The 24,936-nt window shown below is 56.8% G+C and carries 27 protein-coding genes; 14 read left to right on the top strand and 13 right to left on the bottom strand.

Features of this window, described 5'->3' with window-relative positions; translation table 11 throughout:
* Nucleotides 1–90 precede the first annotated feature (90 nt).
* A complete protein-coding gene (locus tag QMZ18_RS15790; protein ID WP_282607272.1) occupies nucleotides 91–1,470 on the top strand; it encodes an amidohydrolase family protein in 1,380 nt (459 codons plus the stop codon).
* Between the two features lie 19 nt (nucleotides 1,471–1,489).
* On the opposite strand, the gene QMZ18_RS15785 is transcribed toward QMZ18_RS15790, so the two are convergent.
* Together QMZ18_RS15785 and QMZ18_RS15780 are read right to left on the bottom strand one after the other, a co-directional pair.
* Entirely contained in the window at nucleotides 1,490–1,717 is a 228-nt protein-coding gene (locus QMZ18_RS15785) for a sulfurtransferase TusA family protein (RefSeq protein WP_282607271.1), read from the bottom strand.
* A 34-nt stretch (nucleotides 1,718–1,751) separates the two neighbouring features.
* Complete coding sequence (locus QMZ18_RS15780; protein WP_282607270.1) at nucleotides 1,752–2,153, bottom strand: DUF423 domain-containing protein; 402 nt, start codon at nucleotides 2,151–2,153, stop codon at nucleotides 1,752–1,754.
* A gap of 208 nt (nucleotides 2,154–2,361) precedes the next feature.
* Here QMZ18_RS15780 and QMZ18_RS15775 point away from each other — a divergent pair, with 208 nt between their 5' ends.
* A complete protein-coding gene (locus QMZ18_RS15775) occupies nucleotides 2,362–3,012 on the top strand; it encodes a hypothetical protein (protein ID WP_282607269.1) in 651 nt (216 codons plus the stop codon).
* Between the two features lie 22 nt (nucleotides 3,013–3,034).
* Here QMZ18_RS15775 and QMZ18_RS15770 read toward each other — a convergent pair whose 3' ends face one another.
* Entirely contained in the window at nucleotides 3,035–3,958 is a 924-nt protein-coding gene (locus QMZ18_RS15770) for an arginase family protein (protein WP_282607268.1), read from the bottom strand.
* A gap of 517 nt (nucleotides 3,959–4,475) precedes the next feature.
* Here QMZ18_RS15770 and bmt point away from each other — a divergent pair.
* Nucleotides 4,476–5,561, top strand: a complete 1,086-nt coding sequence (bmt, locus tag QMZ18_RS15765; RefSeq protein WP_282607267.1) for a betaine--homocysteine S-methyltransferase — start codon at nucleotides 4,476–4,478, stop codon at nucleotides 5,559–5,561.
* Between the two features lie 41 nt (nucleotides 5,562–5,602).
* On the opposite strand, the gene QMZ18_RS15760 is transcribed toward bmt, so the two are convergent.
* Nucleotides 5,603–6,277, bottom strand: a complete 675-nt coding sequence (locus QMZ18_RS15760; RefSeq protein ID WP_282607266.1) for a cytochrome P460 family protein — start codon at nucleotides 6,275–6,277, stop codon at nucleotides 5,603–5,605.
* 384 nt (nucleotides 6,278–6,661) lie between these two features.
* Here QMZ18_RS15760 and QMZ18_RS15755 point away from each other — a divergent pair, with 384 nt between their 5' ends.
* Nucleotides 6,662–6,856, top strand: coding sequence for a hypothetical protein (locus tag QMZ18_RS15755; protein ID WP_282607265.1), 195 nt, complete (start codon nucleotides 6,662–6,664; stop codon nucleotides 6,854–6,856).
* 100 nt (nucleotides 6,857–6,956) lie between these two features.
* Here the strand turns inward: QMZ18_RS15755 and QMZ18_RS15750 are convergent, their stop codons facing one another.
* The 5 genes from QMZ18_RS15750 to QMZ18_RS15730 form a co-directional block, all read right to left on the bottom strand.
* The gene (locus QMZ18_RS15750) at nucleotides 6,957–7,679 is read right to left on the bottom strand and encodes an HAD family hydrolase (protein WP_282607264.1); all 723 of its coding nucleotides are present in this window, start codon (nucleotides 7,677–7,679) and stop codon (nucleotides 6,957–6,959) included.
* A 141-nt stretch (nucleotides 7,680–7,820) separates the two neighbouring features.
* Nucleotides 7,821–8,954, bottom strand: coding sequence for an FAD-dependent oxidoreductase (locus QMZ18_RS15745; RefSeq protein WP_282607263.1), 1,134 nt, complete (start codon nucleotides 8,952–8,954; stop codon nucleotides 7,821–7,823).
* A gap of 80 nt (nucleotides 8,955–9,034) precedes the next feature.
* Complete coding sequence (gene choV / locus QMZ18_RS15740) at nucleotides 9,035–10,264, bottom strand: choline ABC transporter ATP-binding protein (protein WP_282607262.1); 1,230 nt, start codon at nucleotides 10,262–10,264, stop codon at nucleotides 9,035–9,037.
* Nucleotides 10,265–10,267: 3 nt separating this feature from the next.
* Nucleotides 10,268–11,116 carry a choline ABC transporter permease subunit gene (gene choW, locus QMZ18_RS15735; protein ID WP_282607261.1) on the bottom strand — a complete coding sequence of 283 codons (849 nt, stop codon included), beginning with the start codon at nucleotides 11,114–11,116 and terminating at the stop codon, nucleotides 10,268–10,270.
* Between the two features lie 116 nt (nucleotides 11,117–11,232).
* Nucleotides 11,233–12,195 carry a choline ABC transporter substrate-binding protein gene (locus QMZ18_RS15730; RefSeq protein WP_322097223.1) on the bottom strand — a complete coding sequence of 321 codons (963 nt, stop codon included), beginning with the start codon at nucleotides 12,193–12,195 and terminating at the stop codon, nucleotides 11,233–11,235.
* 393 nt (nucleotides 12,196–12,588) lie between these two features.
* Between QMZ18_RS15730 and betI the strand changes: the two genes are divergently transcribed.
* The 5 genes from betI (at nucleotide 12,589) to QMZ18_RS15705 (ending at nucleotide 15,581) form a co-directional block, all read left to right on the top strand.
* Nucleotides 12,589–13,206 (top strand): transcriptional regulator BetI, encoded by a 618-nt coding sequence (betI, locus tag QMZ18_RS15725; protein ID WP_282607260.1) that lies wholly within the window; start codon nucleotides 12,589–12,591, stop codon nucleotides 13,204–13,206.
* Nucleotides 13,207–13,245: 39 nt separating this feature from the next.
* Nucleotides 13,246–14,709 (top strand): betaine-aldehyde dehydrogenase, encoded by a 1,464-nt coding sequence (gene betB / locus QMZ18_RS15720; protein ID WP_282607259.1) that lies wholly within the window; start codon nucleotides 13,246–13,248, stop codon nucleotides 14,707–14,709.
* Complete coding sequence (locus tag QMZ18_RS15715; RefSeq protein ID WP_282607258.1) at nucleotides 14,706–14,897, top strand: hypothetical protein; 192 nt, start codon at nucleotides 14,706–14,708, stop codon at nucleotides 14,895–14,897. The genes betB and QMZ18_RS15715 overlap by 4 nt, the downstream gene beginning before the upstream one ends.
* Before the next feature lie 17 nt (nucleotides 14,898–14,914).
* Complete coding sequence (locus tag QMZ18_RS15710; protein ID WP_282607257.1) at nucleotides 14,915–15,070, top strand: hypothetical protein; 156 nt, start codon at nucleotides 14,915–14,917, stop codon at nucleotides 15,068–15,070.
* Nucleotides 15,071–15,158: 88 nt separating this feature from the next.
* Nucleotides 15,159–15,581, top strand: coding sequence for an HIT domain-containing protein (locus tag QMZ18_RS15705; protein WP_282607256.1), 423 nt, complete (start codon nucleotides 15,159–15,161; stop codon nucleotides 15,579–15,581).
* A 6-nt stretch (nucleotides 15,582–15,587) separates the two neighbouring features.
* Here QMZ18_RS15705 and QMZ18_RS15700 read toward each other — a convergent pair whose 3' ends face one another.
* Nucleotides 15,588–15,920, bottom strand: coding sequence for a hypothetical protein (locus QMZ18_RS15700; protein WP_282607255.1), 333 nt, complete (start codon nucleotides 15,918–15,920; stop codon nucleotides 15,588–15,590).
* A gap of 290 nt (nucleotides 15,921–16,210) precedes the next feature.
* On the opposite strand from QMZ18_RS15700, the gene QMZ18_RS15695 reads away from it, so the two are divergent.
* Nucleotides 16,211–17,128 (top strand): pseudouridine-5'-phosphate glycosidase, encoded by a 918-nt coding sequence (locus QMZ18_RS15695; RefSeq protein WP_282607254.1) that lies wholly within the window; start codon nucleotides 16,211–16,213, stop codon nucleotides 17,126–17,128.
* 42 nt (nucleotides 17,129–17,170) lie between these two features.
* Here the strand turns inward: QMZ18_RS15695 and QMZ18_RS15690 are convergent, their stop codons facing one another.
* Nucleotides 17,171–17,662 carry a fasciclin domain-containing protein gene (locus tag QMZ18_RS15690; protein ID WP_282607253.1) on the bottom strand — a complete coding sequence of 164 codons (492 nt, stop codon included), beginning with the start codon at nucleotides 17,660–17,662 and terminating at the stop codon, nucleotides 17,171–17,173.
* 625 nt (nucleotides 17,663–18,287) lie between these two features.
* Here QMZ18_RS15690 and QMZ18_RS15685 point away from each other — a divergent pair.
* From QMZ18_RS15685 to QMZ18_RS15675, 3 genes are read left to right on the top strand one after another with little or no spacing between them, the layout of a single operon-like run.
* The gene (locus QMZ18_RS15685) at nucleotides 18,288–19,652 is read left to right on the top strand and encodes an NAD(P)/FAD-dependent oxidoreductase (protein WP_282607252.1); all 1,365 of its coding nucleotides are present in this window, start codon (nucleotides 18,288–18,290) and stop codon (nucleotides 19,650–19,652) included.
* Between the two features lie 30 nt (nucleotides 19,653–19,682).
* On the top strand, nucleotides 19,683–20,549 hold the full coding sequence (locus tag QMZ18_RS15680) for a DUF1365 domain-containing protein (protein ID WP_282607251.1): 867 nt from the start codon (nucleotides 19,683–19,685) through the stop codon (nucleotides 20,547–20,549).
* A gap of 18 nt (nucleotides 20,550–20,567) precedes the next feature.
* Nucleotides 20,568–21,767 (top strand): cyclopropane-fatty-acyl-phospholipid synthase family protein, encoded by a 1,200-nt coding sequence (locus QMZ18_RS15675; protein WP_282607250.1) that lies wholly within the window; start codon nucleotides 20,568–20,570, stop codon nucleotides 21,765–21,767.
* 56 nt (nucleotides 21,768–21,823) lie between these two features.
* Here QMZ18_RS15675 and QMZ18_RS15670 read toward each other — a convergent pair whose 3' ends face one another.
* Together QMZ18_RS15670 and QMZ18_RS15665 are read right to left on the bottom strand one after the other, a co-directional pair.
* Nucleotides 21,824–22,297, bottom strand: a complete 474-nt coding sequence (locus QMZ18_RS15670) for a PAS domain-containing protein (protein ID WP_282607249.1) — start codon at nucleotides 22,295–22,297, stop codon at nucleotides 21,824–21,826.
* Between the two features lie 575 nt (nucleotides 22,298–22,872).
* Nucleotides 22,873–23,673, bottom strand: a complete 801-nt coding sequence (locus tag QMZ18_RS15665; protein WP_282607248.1) for an SDR family NAD(P)-dependent oxidoreductase — start codon at nucleotides 23,671–23,673, stop codon at nucleotides 22,873–22,875.
* A gap of 563 nt (nucleotides 23,674–24,236) precedes the next feature.
* On the opposite strand from QMZ18_RS15665, the gene QMZ18_RS15660 reads away from it, so the two are divergent.
* Nucleotides 24,237–24,878, top strand: coding sequence for a DUF1007 family protein (locus QMZ18_RS15660; RefSeq protein ID WP_282607247.1), 642 nt, complete (start codon nucleotides 24,237–24,239; stop codon nucleotides 24,876–24,878).
* Nucleotides 24,879–24,936: the final 58 nt, after the last annotated feature.

The raw sequence follows: 24,936 nt of genomic DNA, 5'->3' as shown, positions 1-24,936 counted from the left end.
CGTTCACAACAGCCGAACATTTTTGCTAAGCTGCCTGCTATCCACCACTAACGGCTGCTTCTCAGCCAGCACATCCAGGGATTCGCAACAATGTCCCAATCCGAGGCTCTAGAGGGCGCGGGCAAGTCCGCGCGCATTCTGATCCGTAACGCGACGATCCTTTCCATGGATACCGCCGTCGGCAATTTCCAGCGTGCGTCGATCCTGGTCGAGGGCGATCAAATCATGGCAGTCGGGCTCGGTACCGCGCCAGACATCGAATTCGGCAGCACCCAAGTTATCGATGCGGAAGGCATGATTGCCTTGCCGGGCTTCATCGATGCCCACCGGCATGTCTGGCAAAGCCCCCTGTCCATGGCGGCGGCGGACGCGGACCTCAACAGCTATTTTGCAGCAGTGCCCGGAAAGCTCGCGCCCGTCTATGAGGCGGACGACCTGCGGACCGCGAACCACATCGGCGCCTTGCAGGCGCTCAACGCAGGGGTAACGACGATCTTCGACTGGTGCCACGTTTTGCACAGTCCTGCACATGCCGACGCCGCAATCGAGGGGCTCCTGGACAGCGGCATCCGCGCCATCTTCGGCTATGGCTTCCCCAACACAGAGACTGCCTGGTCCATGGACAGCGAACGGCCTGTACCTAACGACATTCGCCGAGTCCGGCGTGAACGGCTGACATCGGACGACGCTCTCGTCACCATGGCCATGGCGGCACGTGGCCCGGAACAGTCGACGATCGAAGTCACAAAACACGATATGGGGGTGGCACGGGACTTGGATCTCCTGATCAGCCTGCACGCCGGCAATGGTGCCTTCGGCCTGCCCTACCGCTCCGTCGAACGCATGTACGAAGAAGAGCTGCTTGGAGCGGACGTACAGTATGTCCACTGCAATTCCCTGACTGACGAGAGCATTCAGCGGATCGCCGACAGCGGCGGGCGTATGGTGTCAACACCCGCAATCGAAATGCAGATGCAGTTCGGGTATCCGGCATCCACGCGTTTTCTCGCTGCCGGGATCCGTCCCGGCCTGGGCGCCGACGTTGTGACGTCGACCGGCTGCAGTCTTTTCCCGCAGATGGCGAGCGCCTTCCAGGCTGCACGGCTCCAGGAGTTGGAGCAGGGCACGCCCGAAATCTCGACATACGATGTTCTAAGCTTTGCAACAGTCGACGGCGCGGAATCAGTGGGCCTGGCTTCGAAGACCGGCAGCCTGACGCCCGGGAAGCAGGCGGATATCGTTCTGCTGCGCCCACCTGCCCTCACCGTCATGAACGATCCCATCGGCTTTACCGTCCTTGGCGCCTCAACTGACTGCGTGGACACGGTTGTCGTGGCGGGAGAGATTAAGAAACGCGACGGCGCGCTCTGCGGTATTGAAGCCGGCCAGCTTCAGATGACGCTCGAATCCTGCCGCGACCGATTGTTTGAGAGATCGGGATTCCAGCCACCATCGTCCAGCTTCAGATAGGGACTGCTGGCAAAGCCGCTCAGCCCCCTTTGCGAATCCGAAAGCTGTAGACCCCGTCTGCCTCCTGGGTTTCCAAGAGTGCATCGCCCGTGGTCTCGCAAAAGGCCTTGAAATCCTGAACCGAACTGGGATCAGTCGCCTCGACTTCCAGGATCTCGCCGGCTGCCATTGGTTTCATCGCCTTACGGGCTCGCAGAACCGGCAACGGGCATTTCAATCCCTTGGTGTCGAGCTGGATCGCACTCATCTTTTGACCGTCTCCTTCATCGTTTCAGACCGGTTCAGCGTATCTGGCCACGCCAGCGCAGACCGGCAATCATCAAAGCGAGCCAGGCAAGCAGGAACGCCATGCCGCCCAGTGGCACAACAGCACCGAGAAACCGCAGGCCTGTCAAGGCCATGATGTAGAGCGTCCCGGAGAAGAAAATACAGCCAAACAGAAAGCCGGACTGAATGAATGGAACATAGCGCAGGGCCGGCTGAGGTCCCGAGCCCTGTGAAGCTTCAAACAGGCTCACAGCGAGTAGAGCAACGGCATGGACCAGACCATAGCGTGACGCCGTTTCAATCCATTCCAAAGCCCCTGGAACCACCCGCCCTTCCAGGCCGTGTGCGGCAAAAGCGCCCATCCCAACCGCCAGGAACGCGTTCAATGCGGCGGCGAAGATCCAGAAACGGGTCATATCTTCTCCATGAAAATCAGATTGTTGGCCGGGAACGCGGCTTCCGGCGGCTCCAAGTCATATAGAAGATGAGTTGTCGGACAGCGACCTGCAAGCGTCGAATTCCAGCTACCCGACTTCAACAATAGCTGCTGTAATCCATATTGAAATGGCACTCGGCGCCTCCGACATAACAGCGACACAAAAATCTGGGTTCCAGTCTTCATCTATGTCCGTCCGACACCCCCTCTTCGCCTCTCCGCCTGCCGAGATCGCGCCTTATCTGGAACGACTGCGCAGTGTCGATGCACTCGGCATGCCGTTACTGACCGAGACAGGGCGTCTATCACTGTTGAAAGCTGCCGAAGCCCTCCCCTATCGGCAGGCCAAACCTTACATGGGCGCGCCGGGTAAAGAGGTTCAGCAGGATTTTGAGATCTGTATGGAGTTCGATGGCAATGACAGCTTTAGCCTGCTGGCCGACAACCTCGCGGACCAACTGCGCGCGGCTGCATCTCTGCTACCCGATCCACCGTTGACGGACGCATTGACCTTTAACGATATCGCGGTCCAGCGCTATCTCCCAGGAAGCGCCGGAATCACCCCACACCGCGATTTCCTTCAGTTCCGGCAGGTTGTGATTTTGATTATTCTGGCCGGTCAGGGCCGATTTTTTGCCTGCGACAACCGCGAAGGCCTGAATGCGGCAGAGGTTCCTGTGAAACCGGGCGACGCCTTGCTGATGCAGGCGCCTGACTTCGGTGGCCAAAACCGCCAACCTTTTCACTTCCTGCGCGATATCACGGAACGGCGGGTGATCGTCGGCCTGCGTTACGACGTGAAAAAGGCCCCGGCCCAATCGAACGCCGAAGCAAGCTGACTTCGGGGCTTACTTTTCTATTTTAGTCGCCTGTGGCCATAGCAATCATGTGCAGGCAAGTCAGCGCAACTGTGGCTGCAAGATGCGCCGTCATGTCTGCCGGATCGAGTGGCGGACAGACCGTGTTGATATCGGCGCCCACGATCTTCATGCCCGCAAGACTGCGCAGTAAGGCCAGGCCCTGATAGGCCGTCGGCCCGCCCCAGGTCGGTTCACACACCCCCGGTGCGCAGGAGGCATCGAAGAAATCCATGTCCCAGCAGAGGTAGACCGGCCGCGCGCCCAGTTCTTCCTTGATCTGGGCCATACGTGCCAGGCCATCCTGCGCAATCATCTCCATGTCGACGATCCGGTAACCGAGCTGCCCGGCAAAGTCGGCGAGACCGGTCTTGGAGACCGGACCGCGACAGCCAATGTGGAACGAGGCCCGGGTATCGATAAGGCCTTCCTGCGCGGCACAGGTAAAGGTAGTCGCAGTAGTGTGGCGTTCCGCTTCAATGGGATAGGCGTCGGTATGGGCATCAAAATGCAGCACGGCAAGATCCGGATACCGCGTCTCCATAGCCCTGAGCTGCGGTAACGTCACTGCTCCGTCACCGCCGATGGCCAGAGGCACGGCTCCCGCATCGAGAATGTGCGCCGTCGCCCGTTCCATAGCACCAAATGACGGCTCGATGCGACCCGAGGTGACCACGGCATCTCCACAGTCAACCAATCCAAGCTCCGTAAGAGGATCGCGTTCGGAATAGCCGAAGAGCCGGCGGTCAAGCGCCAGGGACTGTTGCCGGATCGCGGTTGGCCCATGCCGTGCCCCGATGCGCTGTGCATTGGTTCCGCAATCGAAGGGCAGGCCCAGCACGGCTGCTTTGGCTCCCGTCAGTTCATGTCTGTTGGGGACTCCCATAAAACCCTGCGTTGGGAGAAAAACGTCTGGAGCTTCCATCATATTACCGCACTTATAGCTTTGCCTTCGTCAAGGCATGGTAGTGCATTCACGGGCGCTTTCGAAGCAGATTGCGGAAACAGGCTCCGGCATGAGCAGTGTTCTGAGACCCGGCGTGATTAGCGGGGCAAGATTCCGGAGCAGCATCCTTTCTTTCGGCCACGCAGCAGTATGAGTTTCTTAGAAATCCTTTGTTAGTTGGGCCAAACGTCCTTTAGAGACGGCGGCTCATTCTGCGTTGAATGTTTGATTTCGACTGAGATGCACAAGCCCCTTCTGTACAGTGCCAACTTTGTTCATCTTTGGTTGATTTTCCCCGTGAACATGTTACCTCCATTTGGTGAAATTCAGCGGGTTTTCCTTCCCTCTGAAACCTTCGGAAAAAATAATCATACGCCCACGGTGCAAGGCGGCTTGCCAGAGGCTCAATGTGGGCTTAATTTGCGCGCCGCTTTCATTGGGACAGCGCTTGCAAGGGCTGCCTCCACCAGGCCCTCATCAGGATCTCAGAGCCACGCCTATGTCCAATCGTCTCACAGAGCTGCTTAGTCAGCGTCAATGGCTGCTCGCCGACGGCGCCACCGGAACCAACTTCTTTGCCGCAGGTCTTCAGACCGGTGATGCACCGGAAATGTGGAACGTCGAGCAGCCGGAGAAAGTCCGGGAACTGCAGCAGGCTTTCGTCGATGCCGGGTCGGACATCATCCTGACCAACACCTTTGGTGGTACGCGAAACAGACTGAAGCTTCACAAAGCACAGGACCGGGTTCGGGAAATCAACCTGGCGGCGGCGGAGATCAGCTGTTCGGTCGCGCGCTCTGCGGACCGCGAAGTGATCGTGGCAGGCTCCATGGGGCCGACCGGCGACCTCTTCATCCCGCTGGGCGAACTCTCGATGGAAGACGGCATCGCCGCCTTCACCGAACAGGCGGAAGCCCTGGCCGCAGGCGGTGTGGACGTCCTCTGGATCGAAACCATTTCTGCCATTGAAGAAATGCAGGCTGCCGTGACCGCTGCGGCGACCACCGGTCTTCCGATTGTCTGCACCTTCAGCTTCGACACCAACGGCCGCACCATGATGGGGGTCACACCGGGTCAGGTGGCGACACTGATGCAGGGTCTGCCGATCACACCGATCGGATATGGTGGAAACTGCGGCGTCGGTGCTGCCGAACTGGTTGCCGCGATCACCAACATGTCCGAAACCGCACAACCTGGAGATGTTTTGATCGCGAAAAGCAACTGCGGCATCCCTGAATATGTCGACGGCGCGATCCGCTACAACGGTACACCTGAACTGATGGCCGAATATGTCCGTACTGTCGCGGACGCCGGTGCAAGGATCATCGGCGGATGCTGCGGCACTTCGCCGGATCACCTGCGTTCCATGCGCAATGCCCTGGATAACCACGTGAAAGGCGACAAGCCGGATCTGGCCACCATCATCGCCCGTCTGGGCCAGATCTCGACCGGTGCCGAGGAGCAGAACCGTGTCGGTCCTTTAGGAGAGAATCCTTCGAAACAGGCCGCGAGCCGTGGTCGTCGACGGGGCCGCGACCCCAAACGCAAGGCGGCAGACGACGGCTCCTTTCCCGGCGGGGCGTAACACAGCCCCCAGCGATTGAGCCGGCGTGAATTGTCGGGCGTTTATGGCAGGCGCACCTCTTCAGGTACAAAGAAGAGGTGGTCCTGATCTTCTTTCGCCAGGTGGCAACCAACGCAGTACTCGACTTTTTGTGCCCCACGACCATTGGTTTCACCAAAAAGCCTGCCGTCAGCCATGATCATCACGTAGCGCCAGTCGCCGCTCACGCGATTGAAGCCTGCGGGCATTTTTTCCATAAGGAACAGGGGACCGATGTCGACGACGCCATCCTTGGTTACGGAAAAACTGTCTTTCGCGAGAACCGATCCAACCGGGAAGATTCCGGCCTCCTCGTAGCGGCCATAGTCTTTGGCAACTTCATTGGCGTAGTTGTTGACGTAGCGTGCACCGTGAGTTGCCGAACGGTAGGGCGCCGTATTGTAAAGCCCCCAGTCACGATATGGGGGAGAAAAGTCGCTCTGCCCCGCGCCATAGGCCAGGTAGATGTCGTCGATCATTTCGCCGTAAATACGGCTTGCTTCTTCTATCGAGAGACGCGCCGTATTTTTCACACGAAAATGCCGGCGGGGCTTTTCAGGATCTCCACTGATCTGTGCAACCTGCGTGATGGAACGCCAAGCATCGCTGTCCTGATCAGCAACGACGGGTCCGGGGATCAGCACAAAGAGGGAAAGAATTGCGGCCGCAAGCGCATTTCGGCTGGGAGGTTTCAGCATTCGTAAAGACTCCTCGACGACTAATCACGACGAGCCTCACCATCTTCGACGGAATTCTCTATCAAGGGGCAAACGTAATGAACCCTGACATACTCCAATCGTCCAGCAACTCACGATCTCGCAGACATGAGTCTAGCACCCGGCATGTTCACGCCTCTGTCACAACTTTGTGACACGCTAAAGTTGAGCAGGTCATCAGCGAGCATTCCGCAGCGGCGGACTCAAGCCTGTTTTGAGCCTGGGCAAGGTCTTCACCGAGTGTTTGACGGGGCATTCGCCAGGCTCATGGCAGGCATGTCATGCCGTCGGTTGTGCGGAGGTTCCGTCTGACTATCTTTGCCCCGCTGACAGACAGAGCGATCAACAGGAGGAAACAAAGCAAAAATGAAGTCGAAGCCCAGCCGCAAGAACACCGAAGACTCAAAAGCCGATACCTGGAATTACACGGAAGCCTTTGCCGAGATGATCCGGCTGAATAAGCAGGGCGACAAGGTTTACGTCCTCAAGAAAATCAATCACAGCGCATTCAAGGTTGTCCCCCGGCCGCAGTTGAGCTTGAAAAAGGCTCCTGCCGCGTAACGCGGACACAAAAAACGATCTAAGAGCCGGTCGTTTTTCACTGAACCGATTAAAAGCGAGAATCGGCCTCTAAGCTGTAACGTTTGAGGGCGTGTTTTCGCTATTCTTCAAGCGAATCGAGCAGGCTTTCCAGTTCGATGATGCTTGGAAGCACGTGGTCGGCATGCTGATCGAGTTCGTCTTTCAGGGACGTGCCGGTCAGAACCCCGACCACCAAGCCTGCGTTCCCTGCACGCCCCATCTCGAGGTCATGGAGATTGTCACCAACCACCATGACCTGTGGCGCCTGCAAACCGGTGGTGTGGCAAAAGCCGTGAACAAGACCAGGACCGGGTTTGGTGCCATGACCGGAATCATAGCCGGCAAGAAAATCAAACATGGCGTTGACGCCAAAACGCCCCAGGCTCCGCAGCGCTCCTTTCTCACTGTCGTTCGTGCCGACACCAATGAACAGTCCGCGCCGTTTCAGATTAGCCAGGAAGGGAACAAGATCTGTGACCGATACGGCTGACTCGCGGCCGTGGCGTTCAAATATTTCATCGATCACTGTGATCAGAACCTCCGCCGGCTTCTGAAAACGGTGCCCGTTCAGGGCCAGCGACCAGCACTGAGCAATCTCCCAGTTGCTGCCCGCCGCAAGGGCTGAACCCGATCGCACGCGGTCTGCCTGCGCGTCGTAACCGCCGGCCAGCAGCAATCGATGTCCCAAGGCATCATCGCCCTGAGCGACAGCCAGGGCGGCCTCCCGATTGGCCGGCATCCAGGTGGCATAGTAGTCCAACAGCGTCCCGTCCTTATCGAACAGGATTCCTTTGATCGCCATAACGGCTCCGATGTTAAAATCTGGTTGTTTTACTGAGACTCACAGTGAGACCCGTCGCAGTTTCTTGTTAAATAGCTAGAAGAGCAAGCGGCGTTCTTAAATGCATCAGCATCTGATCTGCCCTGTGCCTGACTTTGATTGTTAAAAGGCCTTTTCGATCAGTGGCCGCCAGCCGGAAGCCAGAACCTTAGGGCCCATCCGCCTCATCAGTTGATTGCGCAGAAAGACCAGAGGTTGGGATTTTAGGCGGGCAAGTCCCATGCGCTTAAGGGATTGGTGCTGCACCCACTGAGCCCTGGGCTTTCTCCGTTCCTGATAGAGAGATAAGGCCAGGTGAAGATCGGGCTCGGCGCGAAGCGATTCCGCCAGCACCAACGCATCCTCCATCGCCATGGTTGCGCCCTGCGCCATGGTGGGAAGCGTTCCGTGTGCCGCGTCTCCGACCAACACAGCCGGTCCCTGGTGCCACTGGTCAACCAGCATCTGCGCCAGCACGCCGGGAAGGATCGGTGCGTCCTGTTCCAAACGCGCGAGCAGCTTCGGTACGGCACCTCCGTACATCGAGAACGCGGACTGCAGAATGTCTGCGCCTTGCTTCACCATTGTTCCATCGGGATCGGCGATGGAGGCAAAAACATAGGCGCAATCCGCACTTACCGGCATCACGAGCAGGACGGATCCACTGCCGATCATAAAGTGCGGCTCAGCCTGACCCGGCGGCAACGGGGTCAACCAGCGCCAGCAGGAGAATCCAGCAGAAACCGGAGCGAGCTCCTTCCCCCAAAGTAAAGCCCGGAGCGAAGAATTGATGCCATCCGCACCGACCACGAGATCGTATTCGGATCTGTCGCCGTCATTGAAAGTCACGGCCGCTGGATTCTTCGCGCTCTTATCCGATGTAGAGATCTCTGAGATCTCGCGACCAAAAATAACCTTGAGATCAGGCAATGCTCTGCGGAGAATTTCGTGAAAGCCGGCTCGTTCCGTAGCCTGAAAGACTGGCCAACTGCCATCCCGCAAATCCAGGTCGAACAGCCGCGCCGCCCGATGGTCAAGGTACCGGATGCGTGGAAAGGCAAAGGAGATCGCCGCGACTTGACCGGCAATCCCCAAACGCTCCATAGATGCCACCGCATTGCCGGGTAGATGCAGGCCTGCACCTTCCGCACGCCACCCGTCCGCCTTCTCGATCAGTTCGATCTCGTGTCCATCGCCACGCAAGGCCAACGCTGTCGACAGGCCCGATATTCCGCCGCCGCAGATCAGAATGCGCATCTACGATTGCCTCTCTGGCTCAGCTTGACCGCACAATGATTGGCGAGCTGTTTGAGTCGACCACATCCCACGTGCGAAGCTTACTCTGCCACGCCGTCCACATCATGATCGGCCATCGACGCCTGGCGCAAGATACCGTGATAGATCTCTTCATCGCCGACAACGCCCAACACCTTGCCTTCGTCTGTCATGACGACGGGACAACCGGTCGCCTTGCGAATCTCAATCGCCGTCCGCATAGAGAGCGAGGGTGGAGCTGCAACCAGCATGCCATCATGATAGGCCTCCGGTGCCATCGCCTCATCGTAGTTCTTGAGTACTGCTGGTGCGCCGCCGCAGGTAACCTGGGCCAGGCCGCCCTCCGCGTCCAGGCGCGCCCGAAAATAGCTCTGCGGATCGAGAATGAAGTCCTCGCCGTCACGCCGCAAACCCTGCAACGGCGTCATCAGGGATTCACCCCGCAACACATTAATCGGGTTCATATGAGCAACGAACTCTGCGACGTATTCATTGGCGGGCTTCAGCACGATTTCCTCGGGTTCGCCATACTGGACGATCCGGCCGCCTTCCATGATCGCGATGTGCGTGCCGATCTTGAGGGCTTCATCCAGATCATGGCTGACGAAGATGATTGTCTTCTTGAGTTTGCGTTGCAGTTCCAGCAACTCGTCCTGAAGATGATCCCGGATCAGCGGGTCGAGCGCCGAAAAAGGTTCGTCCATCAAAAGGATGTCGGCATCAGTCGCGAAGGCTCGAGCAAGGCCGACCCGCTGCTGCATACCGCCCGAAAGCTCGTGACCGAACTTATCTTTCCAGCGATCCAGTCCGACCATCTCCAACTTCTCGGCAACGATTTCATCGCGCAGCCCCTTGGCCATACCCTGGAGTTCCAGACCGAAAGCAACGTTCTCCTGAACCGTCCGCCAGGGCAGCAGCGCGAATTGCTGAAACACCATGGCAACCTTGTGCATGCGCAGCTCTCGCAGGGTCGCTGAGTCGCAGGACGTAACGTCGACCCGCCGTTCACCGTCATTGACCCAGACGTGACCGCGGGTCACCTTGTTGAGACCGTTGACCGCGCGCAGCAGGGTGGACTTACCCGATCCGGACAGGCCCATCAGCACGCAGATTTCACCCTCTTCGATAGCAATCGATGCGCCGGCAACGCCGAGAATGTTGCCGGTTTTCTCCTGGATTGAATCCCGGTTTTCGCCGGAATCCAGAAGCGGCAGCGCCTGTTCCGGCTTTTTGCCGAAGATGATGTCGACATTCTTAAACTCGACAACGGAGGAAGACGGACTTGAAGTCATTGGTTACTTCCCTCCACCGTTTTTGTTGCGCTGACGGCAGAAGCGGTCCAGCAAAATCGCGATGATCACGATCGCCAGTCCTGCTTCAAACCCCTTGGAGATGTTGACCGTGTTCAGGGCCCGCACGACAGGTTTGCCAAGACCGTCGGCGCCCACCAGTGCAGCAATCACGACCATTGAAAGCGAGAGCATAATGCACTGAGTCAAGCCTGCCATGATGGTCGGCATGGCATGGGGTATCTCAACTTTCCAAAGCAACTGCTGCTTGGTCGCGCCAAAGGACTCGCCTGCCTCGACCAAGGCCTTGGGGACCGACGAGACCCCCAGATAGGTCAGACGGATCGGTGCGGGGATTGCGAAGATAACCGTCGAGATAAGTCCGGGCACGACGCCCAGTCCAAACAGCGTCAGCGTTGGGATCAAATAGACGAAGGTCGGAATCGTCTGCATAAGGTCCAGCACCGGCCGGATCGCCGTGTAGAGACCGGGACGATGGGCAGCCGCAATTCCCACCGGCACGCCGGCGACCATGGAGAAAGCCGTGGCACAGACCACCAGCGCAATCGTCTCGAGTGTATCTTCCCAGTAACCCAGGTTAACGATGAACAACAGCGAGAGTATGACGGCCACAACCAGGGGGATCGAACGCTGCAGCCAATAGGCCAAGGCAGCAATCAGGGCAATCAGGGCCAATGGATGGCACCACTGCAAAATATCGATCAGGCCTTCGATCGTGAAGCCCAAAACGTCGGAAATGAAATCAAAGAGCCAGGCGAAATGCTCATTCAGCAGATCCACCAGCCACTCAATCGTCTTGCCGAGTGGAATCTTATTCTCAGTGAGCCATTCCATGACGCCCCCTATACTTGCTTCCACGCAAGATCAGCAGCAATGCCGAGTATGTTTGGATATTCATGATGGCCGCAGAGACAACGTCCCTGCGGCCATCATGCTTTGAAAGACCCGGATTAGAGGCCGAGATGCGCCTTAACCGCGCCGAGGCCCTCACCGCCATCCATGGTCGACACATCGGCGAGCCAGGTATCAAGAATGCCTGCATTCGCCTTCAACCACGCCTTGGCCGCATCGTCGGGCTCTTCGCCGCCATCTAGAATTGCGCCCATGATCTCGTTCTCCATGGCCAGCGAGAACTTCTGATTGGTCAGCAATTTGCCGACATTGGGACAATCGGATGCATAGCCCTTGCGCACGTTGGTATAGACGGTGGCGCCGCCGAAGTTGGGGCCGAAGACATCGTCACCGCCAGACAGATAGGCCAGATCGAAGTTCGCGTTCATGGGGTGCGGCTCCCAGCCGAGGAACACGACAGCGTCTTTTTTCCGTGCGCTGCGCTTGACCTGCGCCAGCATCCCCTGCTCCGAGGACTCGACGACTTCAAACCCTTTAAGATCGAATGTGTTGTTGTCGATCATCCCCTGGATCAGACGATTGCCGTCGTTGCCCGGCTCAATCCCGTAGATCTTGCCGTCTAGTTCGTCCTTGAATTTCGCAATGTCGGCAAAATCCTTGAGGCCCTTGTCGGCAAGATACTTTGGAACTGCAAGGGTGTACTTGGCGCCTTCCAGGTTCACGCCCAGAACTTCCACCGACCCTTCATCACGGTACTTTGCGAGATCGCCTTCCATCGTCGGCATCCAGTTACCGAGGAAGATATCGACGTCGCCGTTTTTCAAACTTGCGTAGGTCACCGGCACTGACAGCAGCTGTACCTTCGGCTCGTAACCCAAACCTTCCAGCACCACGGAGGTCGCGGCGGTCGTTGCCGTGATGTCGGTCCAACCAACGTCAGAGAAGTTGACGACCTTGCAGCTTGCCGGATCGGCAGCAACCGCCGGCGACGCGAGCAACGCACCACTTAGCGCCACAGCCGAGACGGCGCTCACGGCCAGCATGTGTTTCAATTTCATCATTCCAGTCTCCCATTTTTGTTTCTTGATCCCAGAGTCAATACGGCAGCGACACTGCCTCTGCCGGAACGGTCTCTTCAGGGCCTCAGGTTCAACTTTACGACGTCCCTTCAGGCTTGTCCCGCGTGGCAGTGCACGGCAGGGACGAAGCCGGAGGCAGCGCCTGCTCAAGATCATTTTGCTTCGGGCCATCCCGGCGACGTAAATCCACCGGTCATCGGCCAGCCAATAGCAAGAAGTCTTTCCCCGTTAGCCCCATTGGCGGTCATTCCACCTTCGTTAGAGCAACTCTTGCTTATTTTAATTGAACGTTCAATAAAAATAAAATAGACCAGATTGAAACTGCGGGAGATACTTGATCTCACGCTGAGATGCGGCTCTGGACGGAGAATTGGAATGCCCAAGGTTGGAATGGAGGAAATCAGGCGGCGTCAGTTGATCGACGCCACGATTGCCTCGATCCACGAGGACGGCTTTGGCGCTACGACAATCGCCCGGATCAGCCGGCGCGCCGGTCTATCTTCCGGCATTGTCGCTCATTATTTCAAGGACAAAGCCGGGTTGTTGGAAGCGACCTGGCGATCAGTTGCAGAAGACCTGCGCATCGAGACCGTGCGACGGCTCCGTGAAGCGAAGACACCGGAAGAACGCATCCTCGCCGTTATCGACGCCAATTTCGCACCTTCTCAATTCGTGCCTGAGGTGGTCTCGGTCTGGCTGTCCTACTGGGCGCTGGTGCCGCAAACCCCCAATCTCAAGCGCGTTCATGCCATCAACGAGCGGCGCATGATCAGCAATTTTCAACACGCCCTGAAACCGCATCTGCCCGAAGACCGGGTGAAAGCGGTCGCCACCGGCCTCGCTGCCCTGATTGAAGGTCTCTGGCTGCGTTGCGCACTTTCTTCCGGCGGCGTCACGCCCGAAGAAGCCGCCGACATCGCGCGGACCTATGCGACCGACCAGTTCAAGAAACACGCCGCGCCGCATAACGGGCGGCTTCAGACAATCTCGTAACTTGACCGGCTTCAGGTTGCGGTTTTTGGATCGATTGACATGACGACTTTGCCTGAACAGCAGCTCTACATCGGCGGCACCTATCGCGATGCCGTCTCCGGTGAGAGATTTGAGAGCATCAACCCCGCCAACGGCGAAGTCATCTGCAAGGTGCAAATCGCCGGCCAGCAGGATGTCAATGCAGCGGTGACCGCTGCACAAAAAGGCTTTGGGATTTGGTCCGCAATGACCGGGGCGGAGCGCGGCCGGGTCCTCAATACTGCGGCCCGCCTGTTGAAGGAACGTAACCGGGAACTTGCTGAGCTGGAGGTCCTGGACAGCGGCAAGCCAATCCAGGAAGCCGAAGTCGTCGACGTCATCTCCGGTGCCGACTGCGTCGAGTACTACGCCGGACTGGCCGCAAGCATCAAAGGCGAGCACATCGACCTCGGCTCGGCCTTTGCCTATACCCGCCGCGAACCGCTGGGGGTCTGTGCCGGAATCGGCGCCTGGAACTACCCGATCCAGATCGCCTGCTGGAAGTCCGCACCAGCCCTCGCCTGCGGTAATGCCATGATCTTCAAGCCCGCCGAGCTGACCCCCCTCACCGCCCTGAAGCTCGCAGAGATCTACAGCGAAGCCGGCCTGCCCGATGGCGTATTCAATGTCGTGCAGGGTTTCGGATCGACCGGACAGATGCTGACCAGACATCCCGGCATTGCGAAGGTGTCGCTGACCGGCGAAGTCGGCACCGGAAAGCGCGTGATGGCGGATGCCGCCGCGACCTTAAAGCAGGTCACCCTGGAACTGGGCGGCAAGTCGCCACTCATTGTCTTTGAGGACGCAGACCTCGACAATGCGGTTTCGGCTGCTCTGATGGCGAACTTCTATACCCAGGGCGAAATCTGCTCTAACGGAACCCGGGTCTTCGTCCAGGCAGACATCCTGGAAGCTTTTCAAGAAAAGCTGACAGCGCGGGTTTCCCGCATGAAGATCGGCGATCCCATGGACCCGGACACCCATGTGGGTGCTTTGATCTCCCGCGAGCACGCCGAGAAGGTGTTGTCCTATATTGAGATCGGCCGGAACGAGGGTGCCAAGATCATCGCCGGCGGCGGCCGCCCTGCAGACCCAGCGTTGGCAACCGGCAACTTCGTCGAGCCTACGGTTTTCGCCGACTGCAAGGACGACATGCAGATCGTGCGCGAGGAGATCTTCGGCCCGGTCATGGCACTACTGTCGTTCGAGGAGGAAGCCGAGGTCGTTGCCCGCGCCAACGACACAGAATTCGGACTCTCCGCAGGCGTATTCACCCGCGACCTGGCGCGCGCCCACCGGGTCATCGCGAAGCTCGAAGCCGGAACCTGCTGGATCAACAACTACAACATAACGCCCATCGAGATGCCTTTTGGCGGCTACAAACAGTCCGGCCTGGGCCGGGAAAACGGATCCGCCGCCGTTGAGCACTACACACAGATCAAAAGCGTCTATGTCGAGCTGGGCGATGTTGAGGCGCCGTATTGACTCCAAACTTGAGACTGGACCTCATAGAGGTCTCCCGCTTCGAAGACGCCCGTGCCGTCCGAATCGAACATTGGCTGGCCGGTGAGCTGCACCAGCCACGGGCGGATCAAGACGTCGTTCTTTTCGGCGGCGCAATTTATCCGCCGGGGCTGCTGTTGCTGTCCGGCGCCGGTAAGCGGACGATCTAAGAGTTCTGGACATATCCGTGGTCGCCGACCTGTCGGGCGTCGGCGGCAACATCAACGCACTGACCATCATGATTGGCGAGAAGGCTCCTGATATTATTCTGAGCAACACACTTCTCGAACCTTCCAACGCTCCAGTCTATAAAGCGGAGAACGACGAGACGGCGCAACGTTGATCCACACGGAGTCGGCCGTCTCGAATTGACCGTCCCGGCGCAGCATCACGTGTCGGGGGCATCCAGTGAGTCTCTTTTGGAGGAAGTTGTGACGGAAGCCTTTGAATTACATCCTCGGTTAGTGGCCGACACCTTCACAATTGCCCAATGGCCGCTGTGTGAGGTGCTCCTGAGCAACGACGCCAATTACCCTTGGCTGATCCTGGTTCCCAGGAAGCCGGGTCTAAAGGATTATGACGATCTCTCTCCAGCAGATATGGCAAGGATCGGCGAGGAAATCCGAGTGGCCTCTCAAGCTCTGCGGTCCCTCTATCAACCCGATAAACTAAATGTTGCAGCGTTAGGCAATCAGGTCCCGCAACTGCACATCCATGTCATTGCACGCTTTCACAGCGATGTTGCCTGGCCGAATCCAATCTGGGGGGTGGTCCCCGCCAAGCCCTATTCAGGCATTGATGACGAGAGGGTGGTCGCGCTCAAGGAAGCTTTGCTTGGAGCGGTGGAAACTTAGGAAGGCTTAAGATCCGCCAACGATCGAAGGGTTCAGAACGAACAGCGCGCCTGCCTTCTTGAGCCGTGTTTCGAAACCCGGATCGTCAAAATGCGCAATGACGACGGTCTCGAAAGCGCTGTCGCTAACGATCTTGCCCTTCGCGCGGGCAATGGAGTCTGAAATCTGATCAGGGGTCATATCCGGGCGGAACACAACCGCAAACTGACCGCGGTCACTCTGGGGGATGAGTGTAAGACCAAACACGCCAATGCAGGTGATTGCCAGTAGAAAGGCGATGGGGATGATGGCCTTCCATGACAACATCGGGCGCTGCGGCGTAAGTTCGAGTACGGTCATACCTAACGGTCCAAGGTTAACTGTCGGTCCCTATTAACTACCCGAAATCGATTTAAAAACCATAAACAACAAGATGATATCTTCGATCTTAAGGTTACCCCGATCAGGCTTTTCCGCTCACGATCTTTAACTTTGGCGGAGAAGGGCCGATAACCTGAACTTTTTTTGGTTAAAAGGCCTTGATACCTCGGGTTGATGCTGAGATTTAAAGCGCTCTTCAATCTGATCGATTTCTAGCAATTCAGCAAAAAACAATCAGATTGAAGCTATAGAACCCACGGAAAGCTCACATGTCCGATTTACTTGATCTTCGCCCTGATGTTGCCGACGCGCTCAGAGAAAACCGGCCAGTGGTCGCCCTCGAATCGACGATCATCTCTCATGGCATGCCCTACCCGACCAATCTGGAGGTTGCGCGGCGGGTTGAAGAAATTGTTCGGGAGTCTGGCGCGGTTCCGGCCACAATCGGACTGCTTGAGGGCCGGATCAAGGTTGGCTTGACGGAGGAGGAGTTAAGTCTCTTTGCACAGGCGCAGGATGTGGCAAAGGTCAGCACCCGCGACCTGGGGCTTGTGCTTGCGGCTGGCACCAAAGGGGCGACGACGGTTGCAGCCACCATGATCGCATCGGATTTGGCTGGTATCAGGGTCTTCGTGACCGGCGGACTGGGTGGCGTTCATCGCGGCGCAGAGCAAACTTACGACATCTCAGCCGATTTGACCGAGCTTGGGCGGCGCCGGGTTGCCGTGGTTTGCGCCGGGGCCAAGGCGATTCTTGATCTGCCGAAAACGCTTGAGGTTCTGGAGACCGGCGGGGTGCCGGTGATCGGCTATGACACACAGGAATTTCCAGCCTTTTACAGCCAGACTTCGGGCTTAACCCTCTCCGCTTCGGTTGAAACGGCTCAGCAAGCGGCATTGGCGATGAAATCTCACTGGGAACTTGGGCTTCAAAGCGGTCTGGTGCTCGCTAACCCGCTTCCGGAAGCCGATGCTTTAGATGAAGACGAGGTGGAAGCTTATATCGGACAGGCCCTGGCCGAAGCGGATGCCGCAAATGTCAGTGGCAAGGATGTCACCCCGTTTCTGCTGCAACGCCTGGGAGAACTCAGCAAGGGCAGAACGCTGAAAGCCAACATAGCGCTGGTCGAGAACAACGCCCGGCTTGGCGGGAATCTTGCCGTCGCCTTCGCTAACTTGAAGGCTTAAGCACCAAACCGGGCTGGCTACCGAGGCCCAAAGACTAACCGTTTACCAATGCGGCAAGATTACATTATCGATCGCATGGATGACTCCGTTGGAGCTTTCAATGTCAGTCTCGACCGCTTCGGCTGAATCAATCAGCAATTCGTTATAGCGGCCTTCAATTTGAATCTCATCGCCCTGAAGGGACTCAATATGCGTTACACGTCCCTCCAGACTGCCGGACTGGAAGCGTCCTTTCGCAAGATGATACTCGACAAGCCGCACCAGCTGCGTCCGGTTTTCCGGCTGCAACAGGGCGTCCACCGATCCTTCGGGAAGGCGGCTGAAAGCCTCGTCGGTTGGGGCAAAGACTGTATAGGGGCCTTCCTCAGTCAGGCGCTCTTTAAGGCCGGCCGCTTCAATCGCAGACACCCAGATGTCGAATTTACCCGCCGATTCAGCGGTTTCCATTAAGTTTTCCGCTCGCGCAGCGCCGCCCATCACAGCTAGCGTCAGGGCGAGCGACACCAGCGCGACGAATCGCGTTTTCACCCGCATAACTATTTCTCCCAAAAGGGGACCTCGTCACAAAAAGGCCTAACCGCAGCGTCTTGGACGGGTCGTATCTATGGCATATCGCCACTCATAGGAATCAAGTGGTTTCATCTGACTGTGTTGCAACTGTTTGGCGCGATAAATGCGCGTTTCTCACCGTAATGTGAGCACACTCATTTCCAGTTGATTGGCAGTCCGCGAGATTACACCAGCCAAATTTAATAGAGCGTAATAGTGTTTTAGTACAACGCATTAACTATTTTTCTTAATAAACGACACGAGTAAGAAATCTTAAACAGCCCTGCGTTAAATCAGCGACTCGCCGAAAGACATCGGTTTGAATCAAAAAATATCCTAAAAGCCGTGACCCTATGTGATCGGATCCAGGCCTCGCAGCGTATAGTCAATAGAGCGCGGTCGTCGTTGACGGAAACGCTTTAATCGATCGCGCTCTAAGACAATCGCTTTGGTAACAGTTTATGCAGAATCTCTTCGCAGCAGATCGCCGGCAGGTCCGATGCTTCAGCCTACCTGATGCCCCAACCCTTTCCAATTTCATCCCGACCGGCCTGACGCGCGAACAAGTTGCCTGCTCGATTTCCACAGTCGTCTCGACGCGGGTATCGTCATGAAAATTGCGGTTGTCGGAAGCGGGATATCAGGTCTGGGCGCAGCGTGGGCTCTGGCTCAGGAACACCGGGTCGTCGTTTATGAGCAAAGCGATCGTCTCGGCGGCCACGCCCATACCGTCACGCTTGAACTTCCGGACCCGCGCACGGACGGCGTCTCTGAGCTCGACATAGACATCGGCTTCATCGTCTACAACAAATTGAATTACCCGCAGCTGGTCCACCTCTTCAATGCGTTGAAGGTACCGACAGAAGCAAGCGACATGTCCTTTGCGGTCTCGCTTGGAAATGGTGATTTTGAATACGAAGGCAGCCTGGCTGGCCTGATCGCCCAGCCTCAAAACTTACTGAAAGCAAGTTACTGGCGCATGCTGAAAGACCTGCGGCGTTTTTACCGCGAGGCGCCAGCTCTTCTGAACGGAGACGACGAAATTGGGATTTCGCTGGGAGACTACCTGAAGCAAAACGCATACGGTCCGGAATTCGTGAAAGGGCACCTCCTTCCCATGGGTGCGGCGATCTGGTCGACACCACCGGAACAGATGCTCGACTATCCGGTTAAAAGCTTCGTGGCCTTCTGTGAGAATCACCGTTTGCTCTCCTACACAGGCCGGCCGCAATGGCGAACCGTGAGCGGTGGAAGTAAAAGCTACGTAGCGCGTGTTGAGAAGAGTCTCGACGGTGAGATCAGATTAAATACCGCCGTGACGGCATTGCGGCGTCATAGCGGTGGCGTAAGCCTCCGCGATTCGTCTGGGCGGGAAGAGAACTTCGATCAGGTCGTCTTGGCCTGCCACGCGGATCAGGCGCTCTCGATTCTGAGTGGCGACGCGGATGCGCAGGAGCGCGATATCCTCTCGGCCTTCCGCTACAGCGACAATCGCGTTGTCCTTCATGGCGACAAAACCCTTATGCCCAAGCGCAAGCGGGCTTGGGCGAGTTGGAACTATTTGTCTGGCAAGCCTCTGGGTGAGCTGGAAGACTTGAGCTTGACCTACTGGATGAACCGGCTCCAGGGTATCGATCCTCAGTTTCCCGTTTTCGTCACCTTAAACCCGGGCGATCGCTCGATTTCCGGCCCGGTGCACCAGGATCTCATCTTCAAACATCCGTTGTTCGATCGTGGCGCATTGCAAGCGCAGCAGCGACTGAAGGGAATCCAGGGCCGGAGCGGCATTTGGTTCTGCGGCAGCTACTTCGGTCACGGATTCCATGAAGACGGTTTGCAATCCGGATTGACAGTAGCCGCAGCCCTTGGCTCGCCGGCCCCTTGGTTCGACCGGGTCACGCCCAGGAGCGTCGCGGCCCGACATGCCACACCGTCGCAGCCAGTCGATCTGGGAACCGTGATGGCTGCGGAGTGATGTTTCGATGGGCAAGGCGAAGATAAACTTATGACCAGCGAAACTATCGCAACCTGCCTTTACTTCGGGCGCGTCATGCACAAAAGGCTAAGGCCTTTTAGCCATCGGTTCAGCTATCGCACATTCGCAATGCTGATCGATCTCGAGGAGCTTCCGCTTCTCGATCGGAAATTGAGATTTTTCTCGCACAACAAACCAAACGTCTTTTCTTTTTTTGACAAGGATCACGGGCAGCGCGACGGAACACCGCCGCGCGAATGGCTTGACGGTCAACTGGCGGCGCGGGGTATCGACCTTGAGGGTGGACAGGTGCAGGTTCTCTGCATGCCGCGGATGCTGGGCTACGTCTTCAATCCACTCTCAATCTGGTTTTGCCGGCACCGGACCGGCAACCTCAAGGCAATTGTGTACGAAGTCAGAAACACTTTCGGCGAACACCACACCTACGTCGAAGCTGTTGATGCCAAATGGCAGGAAGGAGATGCGCTGCTTCAGAGTTGCGACAAAGCATTCTACGTATCCCCCTTCATCGACATGAAGGCCCGTTACAACTTTCGGCTCAAGACACCGTCGAAATCCTTGTCGGTCGTTATCCGCCAGCAAATTCCCGAGGGCGAGTTGCTGATCGCAACGCAGAACGGCACAAGGTCAAGATTGACGTCGCTCCGACTGCTCTCAACGCTGGTTCGCTATCCGCTCATGACCTTCAAAGTCACAGGCGCGATTCATTGGCAGGCCCTGCGGTTATGGCTCAAAGGCGCGCGCCTCCAACCGCGTCCTGGCAAAGCCGCGGAAGCAGGGTCGACGGCAAACTCCATACAAAACGATAGAGAAATCCCGCCAGACAGCGCGAGGCATACCGTCACATCGGCGCCCGCGTCCCTGGCAGGCGAGTGAAGGACGAGGGACAAGACATTGGGGCTGTACAAGAAAATAACCTACAAGCAGATACACAAACTGCTGAATCTGTTGGGCTCGACCCTTCATAAGGGTTCGATCCTGATCTATTTGCCGGACGGCAGCACGACGCGGTTTGCAGCCGATTTGACCGGCCCGAATGCCGAGATCCATATCACCTCGCAGCGTTTCTTTTCTCATCTGGTGATGGGTGGGCACCTCGGTTTTGCCGATGCCTTTGTGGCCGGGGAGTTTCACACCCCGAACCTTGTCACCCTGCTGGAGTTCGGCGAAGCAAACCAGGAGGCCTGGGATGAGGTCTTGGTTGGACGCCCACTGCCGAGATTGATGAGCCGCATTCAGCATCTCCTTAATTTCAATTCCAGAAACGGCTCACGGCGGAACATTTCCCAACACTACGATCTGGGGAACAATTTTTACCGGAATTGGTTGGACGAAAGTCTGACTTATTCCTCAGCAATCTTCGCGAAACCCGACGAGCCACTGGATACCGCACAGTCCAACAAGTACCGCCATCTGGCAGAAATGGCGCACGTCGGCAAGGGTCAGCATGTTCTGGAGATCGGCTGCGGGTGGGGTGGCTTTGCCAGCTATCTGGCCCGCGAGCACGACTGTAAGGTTACTGCGGTGACCATTTCTGATGAGCAGTACAAGTTCGCCAGGCAACGCATTCAGGCCGACGGCCTTAACGAACGGGTCGAAATTCTGCGCAGAGACTATCGCGACATTGAGGGAAGCTTCGACCGGGTGCTCTCGATCGAGATGCTCGAAGCCGTCGGCGTGAGATACTGGCCCATCTTTTTCGATAAGCTTCGCAACAGCCTCAAACCCGGAGGTGTTGCCGCGCTGCAAGTGATTACCATTGCCGACCATGCCTGGGACGACTACAGCCGAAACACCGAGTTCATTCAACGTCACATCTTTCCCGGCGGCATGCTGCCGTCACCGGAAATCATCGCACAACAATCTGCCCGCGCGGGACTCGAGTATCGAAACGAAAATGGATTCGGCTGGCACTATGCCGAAACCCTACGGCGCTGGCGGTATAGCTTTGACGCTGCTTGGCCAAGCATCGCGAGCTTGGGATTCGACGAACATTTTCGCCGCCTTTGGACCTATTATCTTGCCTACTGCGAAGCGGGATTTAACGTGGGGCGGATTGACGTCAAACAGTTTGCGCTCCAGCGTCCAACTTAAAGATTTCTGAGCTCTACAGCTCTGAAGGAGCGGATGTTGACTACCGGAAAGCGAATCTATGCGGCTCCATGGTCGTCAAAGTCAATGACCACCATGATCATGTCGATGTTTGATCCATCCGTGGCCAGCGGCAGAGCCAGACGCTGATAACTGATAAAGTTCTTTTCCGGTATCGGCATTGCAACCTGGGAAAGGTTCGGGCGCGCAGTTGTTACCAACTCTACGTAATCGTGGAGGTGTTCGCCCAGCAGTTCCGGTTCATAAACGTCGTCAAACCAGCTGCCCGTCGCATCGCGGCCATAGCGGCCGACAATGCCAGTACCGATCAAGCGGTGACGAAAACGATATTGATCTCCGTCCTTTAGAACATCGACAAGATTCAACCAGGGTAGAACGGAAGGCACTTCCAGCGGATCGATTGCATCACGCCCAGGCAGCAAACCTTCAGAAAACTTGGAGCGCCAATAGCGGTAGGCTTCTTGATGCAACGGGCTTCGGAGCCGCGACCATATGTCGTCACCTTCACACATAAAACTCTTCGCCAGCCCCCATTTGAACCCCGACATGCCCGGCCGTAGAATGTCATACTACTGTATGCAGCCTTGTACGCTAGCTTGTCAATGCCTTTGCTGCTAATGCGAGTAGAAGATCAATTGATCAAATTTAAATCCATCCTTTGTGCAACCGCATCACACTGAAGAGAGAAGGCGCACAAAACGACTTTTGGAGATATTGGTTCGGCATCATGGATTTTGGGCTTGTTGCAAATCTCACGGTTCCCGCTTCGAGCATCGCGTAACGGGAGGTCGAGTCGAAGCCAAACGACCAAGCTGCGCTCCAACTGTTTCTATTCAGCAGCCGATCCCGTCCCTCCTTCACATGCTTGTTGCACTAACTTTTTGGATCCTTATCGATCACTTAATTACATTAAAAGGCAATTGTGGCGAAGATAAATTTCCGCATGACGGGTACAGGGAGTGGGTTCGGTGATCGACTTCAGCGCGGTTGTTGTTGAATAAATCGAGTGGGAATACTGAATCGCCCCGCTATTGAAAATTCGCTCGCACCGCATCAAGAGCGAAGTCTTCCCATAATCTCGGACTTTTCAGCCGTCCGGCTGCCCGTGCCGTTGAACCGGCAATAGACGGCGCGTCAAGGCAAAGAACAAAGGATAGGGAAGCAATCGCAGAGCTTTCAGGATGTAAGCGAGGCGGCGTGGAAAAATCACTTCGAAGCGCCGCGACTCCAGCCCCGCGACCATCGCCCGTGCCGCATCGTCAACATTCATGAGGAACGGCATGGGAAAGGGATTCCTGTCGGTCAGAGGCGTCTTCACAAATCCCGGGTTTATCAATTGCAGTTTGATGCTCAGTCGGTCGCATTCCGGCTTCAACGCTTCAGCCATGTTAATCAGTCCAGCCTTGGTCGCGCCATACCCCGCAGAGGTCGGAAGCCCCATATAGCCGGCGACCGACGAGACCAGGGCAAGATGCCCCCTGCCCCTTGCGATCATTTCCGGCAGCACCGCCTCCAGACAATTTACGCAGCCCATCACGTTCAGATCGATAAGCGCACGCACATCTTCGGCCGAAAAATCCCGTGCCATGACTTCGCGATGGGTACCGGCGTTGAGCAGCGCAAGCCCGATCGGGCCGAAGTCCGACTCTATTTCTGTTCGTGTTGCTGCAACCGCATCGTGGTCCGTTACATCAATCGGATAGACTCTGATCTCGCCCGTTTCATTCGCCAACTCTTGCGCCAAGACCTCCAACGTTTCACGCCGGCGAGCCGACGCCGCCACCCGATAACCACGGGATACGAGAAGAGATGCAACGGCGCGGCCAATACCTGAGCTGGCGCCCGTAATCCAGATGCAGTCGCGTCCTTCGACCAATCGATCATTCAAGCTCAAATCCTTTCCCGACGCAGGCCAAATTTGCACCAAACTGATCCCCGCGCGGTTGCCCGTAACGAGAACCAACGCAGGTTTACTCCAAGCTGTACGCCTGAAGATCACGATTGGATCGGTGCGTCCAGTGTCGAAAACGAAGAGAGAATTATTCCCTCACATGACTGTCGTATTTCCGAAGCATACGAATTCTACAAGGGGTCTCGAACTCACCCAAGTCGAGTGACCAAAATAACATCTGCCCGTCATACGAGGAGCCGGCCACCCGCCGGCGCGATTTTAAGGACGGCGTTCTGCCTCGGGCTTTCATGGTCGTGGTGACCAAGCAGGATGGCTGCGTGATCGGCGTTTAACCACTTCGCAATAACCTACGTAAGGGGCGGTCGAAATCAATCGGCCGCCCTTTTTTTTTACGTTTGACGCAAACAGGCTCGAAAAAAACAATCATCCGGCATGATGAGGAAAGCGGGTTAACGAGCTTGAAACAATGACTGCGGCACAATAACTGCTGAAGGTAATAGCAGCTTGCGCTATAACTCTGCGAGGCGCTTCAAGCTTTTATGGTAGCTGAACGAAATATGTCCTTCCAATCGCGATTTTTCCCGAAAGCCATGCTTCCCGCGGTAGCACTCGCCGGGCTCCTCGCACTTCCCTCCAAACCGGCGGAAACACATCCTCACGTTTGGATTGATGTGGTGGTCAAACCGCAGTTCGAAGACGGCAAGATCGTCGCCTTCGCAGTCGACTGGACTTTCGACCAACTCTACTCCTTTCTGGTCGTCGACGATTTCGACAGCGACAAGAACGGCACGCTTGATGATGAGGAACTGGAGTCCCTGGCCAAGGCGAGCCGGGATACTCTTGGATCAACGGGCTACTTTATCCGGATTATGGCCGACAACGACCCGGTCCAGGATATCGAGTTTGAGAAGCTTACCGCCAGTTCGTTCCTGGAGCGGATCAGCTACCACTTCACCGCACGTCTCAAGCAACCGCTCGACATCCGTACGCAAAATGTCACTTTTGCCACTTACGACGAGACCTACTACATCGAAATCACGCTAAACCAAGATGACCCTGTGCGTTTCGAGGGCGACTGGCCCCGCGCCTGCAGCTACCGGATCGGCCGGGACGAAGTGAACAAAATCTACTTCGATCTGGTTGCCCCGACCATCGTGAGTTTTCCCTGCCCCACCTCCTAAAGCCAGCTGATCGTTTTTATGGCCCTGCACCTCCGTCTTCTGGCAATAACCCTGCTCT

The organism is Pelagibius sp. Alg239-R121 (assembly GCF_947331435.1).
In the GTDB taxonomy this organism is placed as follows: Bacteria; Pseudomonadota; Alphaproteobacteria; order Kiloniellales; family Kiloniellaceae; genus Denitrobaculum.
This window is presented reverse-complemented; position numbering and strand designations above follow the sequence as displayed.